We start from the raw sequence: 6,361 nt of genomic DNA on the forward strand, positions 1-6,361 counted from the left end.
GCCGCCGCGCCGGGCGCCGGCAACGCCGGTCCCGCCGACCCGGATTCCGCCGGCCCGCCGGAAGCCGGGGACACCGAGGACACGCCGACGTCGCCGGCACCCGTCCGGACCTCCGGCGACCGGCCCGCCGAGAAGGACCCGTCCGTTTCCCGCGCCCCCTCCGCCGCCCAGGGCCACGGACCCTTCACCGGCCGGCCCCCGGACGAGGAGCCCGCCGGCCGTACCGGAGCGCGCCGCACCGACGACCCCACGACCGCTGTGCCGGGCGTGCCGCCGTACGCGGACCGGCTGTCGGCCGATCCCGAGGGCCGCTTCACGCTGCACGCCGGACCGCCGCTGCTGCCCCCGGCCGGACCGGCGTCCCCGGGCCCCGGCCGCCGGACGGACCTGCTCGCCCGCGCCCTGCACCGGCTGGCCCGCCGCCTGCCCTCCCGCGACACCCTGGAACTGGACGAGGAGACCACGGCCGAGCGAGGGGTCGCCGACGGCATGTGGCTGCCCTTCCTGCGGCCCGTGCGCACCCGCGCCTTCGACCTGGTGCTGCTCACCGACGACGCCCCCACCATGCGGATCTGGGAGGACACCGTCGCCCGGCTCGCCGAGGCCGCCGAACACAGCGGCGCCTTCCGGGGCGTGCGCACCGTCTCGGTGAACGTGCCGCGCACCGGCACCGCCACCCTGCGCCGGGGCACCCGACGGGGCGCCGCCGACCCCGCCGAACTGCTCGACGGCCGCGGCGGCCGCATCTTCCTCGTCGTCACCGACGGACTCGCCCACGGCTGGGCCGCCCCCGCCGCCGACGAACTCCTGCGCCGGCTGGCCCACGCCGGCCCGACGGCCCTGGTCCACCTCCTGCCGCCCCATCTGCGCCACCGCTCCTCCCTCTACCCCTACCAGGCGGTCCTGGAGGCGGGCGGGTTGGGCGCCCCCAACGACGGCCTCGGCCACTGGCCCCCGCCCGGCGGCCCCGACCCGCTGCGGCCGCTGCCCGACCCCGGTGACGGCTCCGTCGCGGTACCGGTGCTGTCCCTCAAGCCCGGCTCCCTCGCCGCCTGGGCCGACCTCGTCACCGGGGAGCGCGGAGTGCGCCGCGCGCTGCCCGTCGTATGGGCCGGCACCCTCGTCAAGGGCTCGCCGGCACCCGGACTGCGTGCCCCGCGCCTCCCGCGCGCGGCCGGTGCCGCCGTCCGCCGCTTCTTCACCCTCGCCACCCCGTCCGCGCGCCGCCTCGCCACCCAACTCGCCGTGGTGCCCTTCGACTTCGACCTCGTGGAGCAGCTGCGGCGACGCGCCGTGCCGGAGACCGGGCCCGACCATCTCGCCGAGATCCTGATGGGCGGCCTGATCGACTGGGACAGCGGCGGCGAGGGCCGCCCGGAGTTCGCCGACGGCGTCCGCGAGGCGCTGCTCGCGACCACCACCCGCAGCCAACTCGCCCGCACCGTCGCGATGGTGGGCGACCTGCCCGCGGCGGGCGAACGGGGTGTCGCGCTGCGTGCCGCGCTGCGCGACCCCGGCGGGGCCCGGCTGCCCGACCCGGCGGAGCGCGCGTGGGCGCGCAGCGAACTCGCGGTGATGCGGGCGCTCTCCGGCCCGTACTCCGAACGGGCGAAACGCATCGAGCCGAACCTCCTCTCCGGGTTCACGGCGTCGGCGGCACATGCGGCCGGACGAGTGGCGGCCGGTTCGCCCGTCGGTACACCCGCCGAGGTGAACCCGGCGGGTGCGGAGGTCTCACAGGACGGCGGAGAAGGCAGTGTTCCACCGTCGAATGTTTCTGACCCACCCGGAGAGACCATGCCGAGCCTGGTAACCGACGAGTCCCCCCATGAAGCCCCGGAGGCTGAGCCGTTCATGCAGAGCACCACGACCGAGACGCCGGCCCTCCTGGTGAACGTTCCCTTGCGGAACAACTCGTTCGTCGGCCGGCAGGCGCTGCTCAGCGCGGTGGAGGAGCAGCTCGGAACCCAGGACACGGCCGCCGTGCTGCCGCACGCGCTGCACGGCCTCGGCGGAGTCGGCAAGTCCCAGCTCGCGCTCGAGTACATCTACACCCACCAGCACGACTACAAGGTGATCTGCTGGATCCCCGCCGAACGGGAGAGCCTCGTCCTGACCGCGCTGTCCAACCTGGCGGCGCAACTCGGGCTGACCGCCGCCGGACAGGACGGAGCGGGCACCCCCACCGCCAACACCGCGGTGCCCGCCGTACTGAAGGCGCTGAGCACGGGGGCGCCGTTCGACAACTGGCTGCTCGTCTTCGACAACGCCGAGCAGATCGACGTGGTGCGCAAGTACTTCCCGAGCAACGGGCCCGGCAAAGTGATCATCACCTCCCGCAACCGGGCCTGGGAGCGGGTGGCCACCCCGCTGCCGGTGAACGTGTTCGAGCGGGGGGAGTCGGTCGAGCTGCTGCAGAAGCGCTCGCCCGACCTCACGGCCGGGGACGCCGACCGGCTGGCCGAGGCGCTGGGCGACCTCCCGCTCGCCGTGGAGCAGGCGGGTGCCTGGCGCGCGGTCACCGGCATGCAGGTCGACGAGTACCTGGACCTGCTGGAGCAGCGCAGCCCGGAGATCCTCGAACTCGACCCGGCCCCCGACTACCCGGTCTCGGTCGCCGCCGCGTGGGACATCTCGCTGGAGCGGATCCGGGACAACAACCCCGGCGCCCGGCAGCTGCTGGACATCTGCGCCAGCATGGCCCCCGAGCCCATCCCGCGGTCCATGCTGCGCGGCAGCCGCGGGGTGAGCATCACGCCCGAGGTCGATCCGCTGCTGCGCGAGTCGATCAAACTGAACCGGGCCATCCGCGACCTCAGCCAGTTCTCCCTGGTCCGGGTCGACCCGCGGTCCAACACCCTGCAGATGCACCGCCTGCTGCAGACGGTGCTCCTGGCCAAGCTGAGCGCCGAGGAGCGCCGGGCCATGCGGGACGCGGCCCACCAGCTGCTGTCCGCCGCCAAGCCGGGCCAGTTCGCCTCGCCCCTGGAGTGGCGCGCGTACCAGGAGCTGCTTCCGCACCTCCTCACCTCGCAGGCGGTGACGAGCACCGACACCTGGGTCCGCGAGCTCATCTACGACACCGTGCTGTTCCTCTACTACTGGGGCGACCACGAGGGTGCCGAGTCGCTGGCCCGGCAGGCCTACAACGCCTGGGTCGCGGCCTCCGGCGAGGAGGACGAGTACGTCGTCCGGATGGCGAAGAACCTGGCGTTCATGCTGCGGGTGCTCGGCGAGATCTCGGAGTCCATCCCGCTCAACGAGAAGGCGCTGGACGTCTCCCGCCGTACCGAGGTCGAGCCGGAGGTGCTGATCGACTCCATGGTCGAGATGGCGGACGCCCGGCGCTACCAGGGCCGGTTCGAGGAGGCCCGGGAGATCGGCAGGGAGGCCACCGAGCTGGCCCGGTCCCTGTTCGGCGGCGAGGACCCGATCACGCTGCGGGCCACCCACAGCTGGGGCGTCGACCTGCGGCTGTGCGGACGGTTCCGCGAGGCGCTGCCGCTGGACCAGGAGAACGCGCGGCTTCGCGAGCTGCTGTTCGGCTCGGACAGCTTCCTGACCCTCAACTCGCTCAACGGCCTCTCCATCGACATGCGGGAGAGCGGCGACTACATCGGCTCCCGCGACTTCCAGGAGGACGTGTACCGGCGGGCGCTCTCGGCGTTCGGCGCGCAGCATCCGCTGACCCTGCGCATCGCGCGCAACCTCGCGGTCTGCCGACGGCGCGCCGGGGCGGTGCAGGAAGCCGCCCAGCTCTCCGCGGAGACGCTGCAGCGGTTCGTCGCCCGCTACGGCCCGGACCACGCCGACTCGCTGTCGACCGCGATCAACCTGTCCGTCGACCTCCGTCTGACGGACGACCTCGAGGGTTCCCGGGCGCGGGGCGAGGAGGCGGCGCAACGCTATGCGGAGCGGCTCGGCCCGGACCACGCCTACACGCTGCTGACCAAGGCCAACCTGGCCGCCACGATGCGGGCGATCGGCGCGCTCGACGCCGCGCGGGAACTGGAGGACGAGGCGGAGCGCCGGTTCACCGCGACGCTGGGGGCCGACCACGTGATGACGCTGACCGTCGCCATCGGCCGCGCCAACACGGCCCACGGCTGCCTGGACTTCGATCTGGCCCACCGGATCGACGAGGCCAATCTGCCGCGGCTCGCCGAGGCCGCGGGCGAGGAACACCCGCTGACCCTGTCCTGCATGGCGAACCTCTCCCTCGACCTGCGTGGCCTGGGCCGCGGGGCGGAGGCGGAGGAGACGCTGCGCAAGGCGGTGGACGGCCTCGCCGGACTCCTCCCCGCCAAGCACCCCTGGCTGGAGGCGGCCCGCCAACGCCGCCGCGTGGAGTGCGACATGGCCCCGATGCCGCTGTAGCACGGGCCCGCCGGGCACCGCACACGCCCGGCCCGTGCCGCCGGCGGGACACGGACGGGGGCGTGTCAGCCCACGTCCGCCGCCGGGGCGGTGGGGGAGCCGTCGCCGTTCCGGTGGTGACGGCGCGAGCGGGGGCCGGGGGGGTCGGCCGGACCTGCCCGACCGGGCCGGTCGGGCAGGCGGCCCACCAGGGCCAGCAGCGGCTGGGTGAGCAGGGTCGTGGCCAGGGCCATGAAGACCAGGACCGAGTACAGGGGCCGGCTCAGCAGCCCCGCCTGGTAGCCCGCGTTCAGCACGATCAGCTCGGTCAGACCACGGGTGCTCATCAGCACCCCGACCACCCGCGCGTCGTTGCGGCCCAGTCCGCTCAGCCTCGCCGCCACCGTCCCGCTCCCGGTCTTCGTCGTGACGGCCAGCACCGTCACCACCGCCAGGGTGGTCCAGCCCGTGGCGTTCATGCCGTCGAGGGCGACGGACTGGCCGGAGACGACGAAGAAGAACGGCAGCAGCAGCGAGCCGGCCTCGTGCAGCGGCCGCACCAGGTCGGGGTCGAGCGTGCCGCCTTCCTCGCGCGGCACCACGACCCCCGCCAGCAGCGCACCGAAGATCACGTGCAGCCCGAGGGAGTGCGTCACCCACGCCGAGCCCAGGGCGAAGCCGATGAGCAGGGCGAGCCGCAGCGACGGCTCCAGCCGCGTCCGCCCCAGCAGCCGGCGCAGCAGCGGCCGGGCCGCCACCAGCATCAGCGCGACGAACCCGGCGGCGAGCACCACCCGCCACCGCCAGTCGAGCGACTCCCCGCCGCCGTCGCCGTGCATCAGGACCCCGGCCAGCACCGTCCAGCCGACCACGTCCAGCAGCCCGGCCGCGGAGACCGCCACCACCCCGGGCACCGTGCGGGCCAGCCCGTTCTCCCGCACTATGGCCGTCAGTACCGGCACCGCCGTTATCGACAGGGCCACGCCCGCGAAGACCACCGTGGCCGGGGAGAGACGAGAGGGCATGCCCAGATCGCGCAGCTGTTCCTCGAACAGCAGAGCGCAGCCGCTGCCCACCGCCATCGGCACCACGAACGACGCCACCGCCACGGTCACCGCCGAACGCGCCCGGTCGCCCAGCAGCTTCAGATCCAGCTCATAGCCCACCCCGAACAGGAACACCACCAGGGAGAACTGCGAGAACCCGGTCAGCGCGGGACCGATCTCCGCGGGGAACAGCGCCCGCTGCGCATCCGGTGCCACACTGCCCAGCAAGGAGGGGCCGAGGGCGATCCCCGCCGCCAACTGGCCCACGATGTAAGGTTGTTTCAGTCGCCGGGCCGCGTAGCCCGCCGCGTGGGCGACGACCAGGATCAGGGCAGAGGCACCCACTAAGTGCGCGACCATCGCCTCGGAGTTCACGATGTTCCCCCTGTCGTCCGTCGGCCGGCCGTGGCCGGATCGGTTCCGGGCGCGGCCCTCGTACGTCTGCTCGATCGAGTGTCGCTGCCAACCTTCCTAGAGTACTGATAACTTGACGTGGCGACGGGAGTCGTACACGGCGCGGCACAGGTGTCACGGGGGGCACATGACGGCAGTCGTCTTCATCCACGGGACCGGCGTGCGCGAACCGGGCTTCTCCGCGCTCGCGGGACGCGTGGCCGCCGGGCTGTCCGCGCTGCGCGACGGCCTTCGCGTCGTGCCCTACTACTGGGGCGGTACGCACGGTGCCACGCTCGCCGCCGGCGGGGCGAGCCTGCCGCCCGCGACGGGCACCACCCGCGGCCTCGCCGAGACCCCGGCCGCGCCGGACGGCGAGGACGACGCGGACGCCTGGGCCGTCCTCTACGCGGACCCGTACGCCGAACTCGCCCTGGCAGCCGCCGGCGCCCGCCCCGCAGTGGAACGCCCGCCCGGGCACGTACCGCCGGAACAAGCCCTCCGGGCCCGGCTCGCCGCGCTGGCCGCCGAGGGCGACGGGCCCGCGGCCGAACTCGGGCCCGGAC

At 74.2% G+C, this 6,361-nt stretch carries 2 protein-coding genes and 1 pseudogene; 2 read left to right on the forward strand and 1 reads right to left on the reverse strand.

The genetic code is table 11. From position 1 onward, the window contains the following. Positions 1-4,377, forward strand: a 4,377-nt coding sequence (gene fxsT, locus RH94_RS20840) for an FxSxx-COOH system tetratricopeptide repeat protein (RefSeq protein ID WP_234425917.1), incomplete at its 5' end; no start/stop codon positions are given. Between the two features lie 65 nt (positions 4,378-4,442). On the opposite strand, the gene RH94_RS20845 is transcribed toward fxsT, so the two are convergent. Then, positions 4,443-5,747 (reverse strand): cation:proton antiporter, encoded by a 1,305-nt coding sequence (locus RH94_RS20845; RefSeq protein WP_234425918.1) that lies wholly within the window; start codon positions 5,745-5,747, stop codon positions 4,443-4,445. Between the two features lie 196 nt (positions 5,748-5,943). Here RH94_RS20845 and RH94_RS44070 point away from each other — a divergent pair. Then, a pseudogene (locus RH94_RS44070) lies at positions 5,944-6,361 on the forward strand (hypothetical protein); the annotation flags it as partial.

It is taken from the genome of Streptomyces kebangsaanensis (assembly GCF_001906585.1).
Lineage (GTDB): Bacteria > Actinomycetota > Actinomycetes > Streptomycetales > Streptomycetaceae > Streptomyces > Streptomyces kebangsaanensis.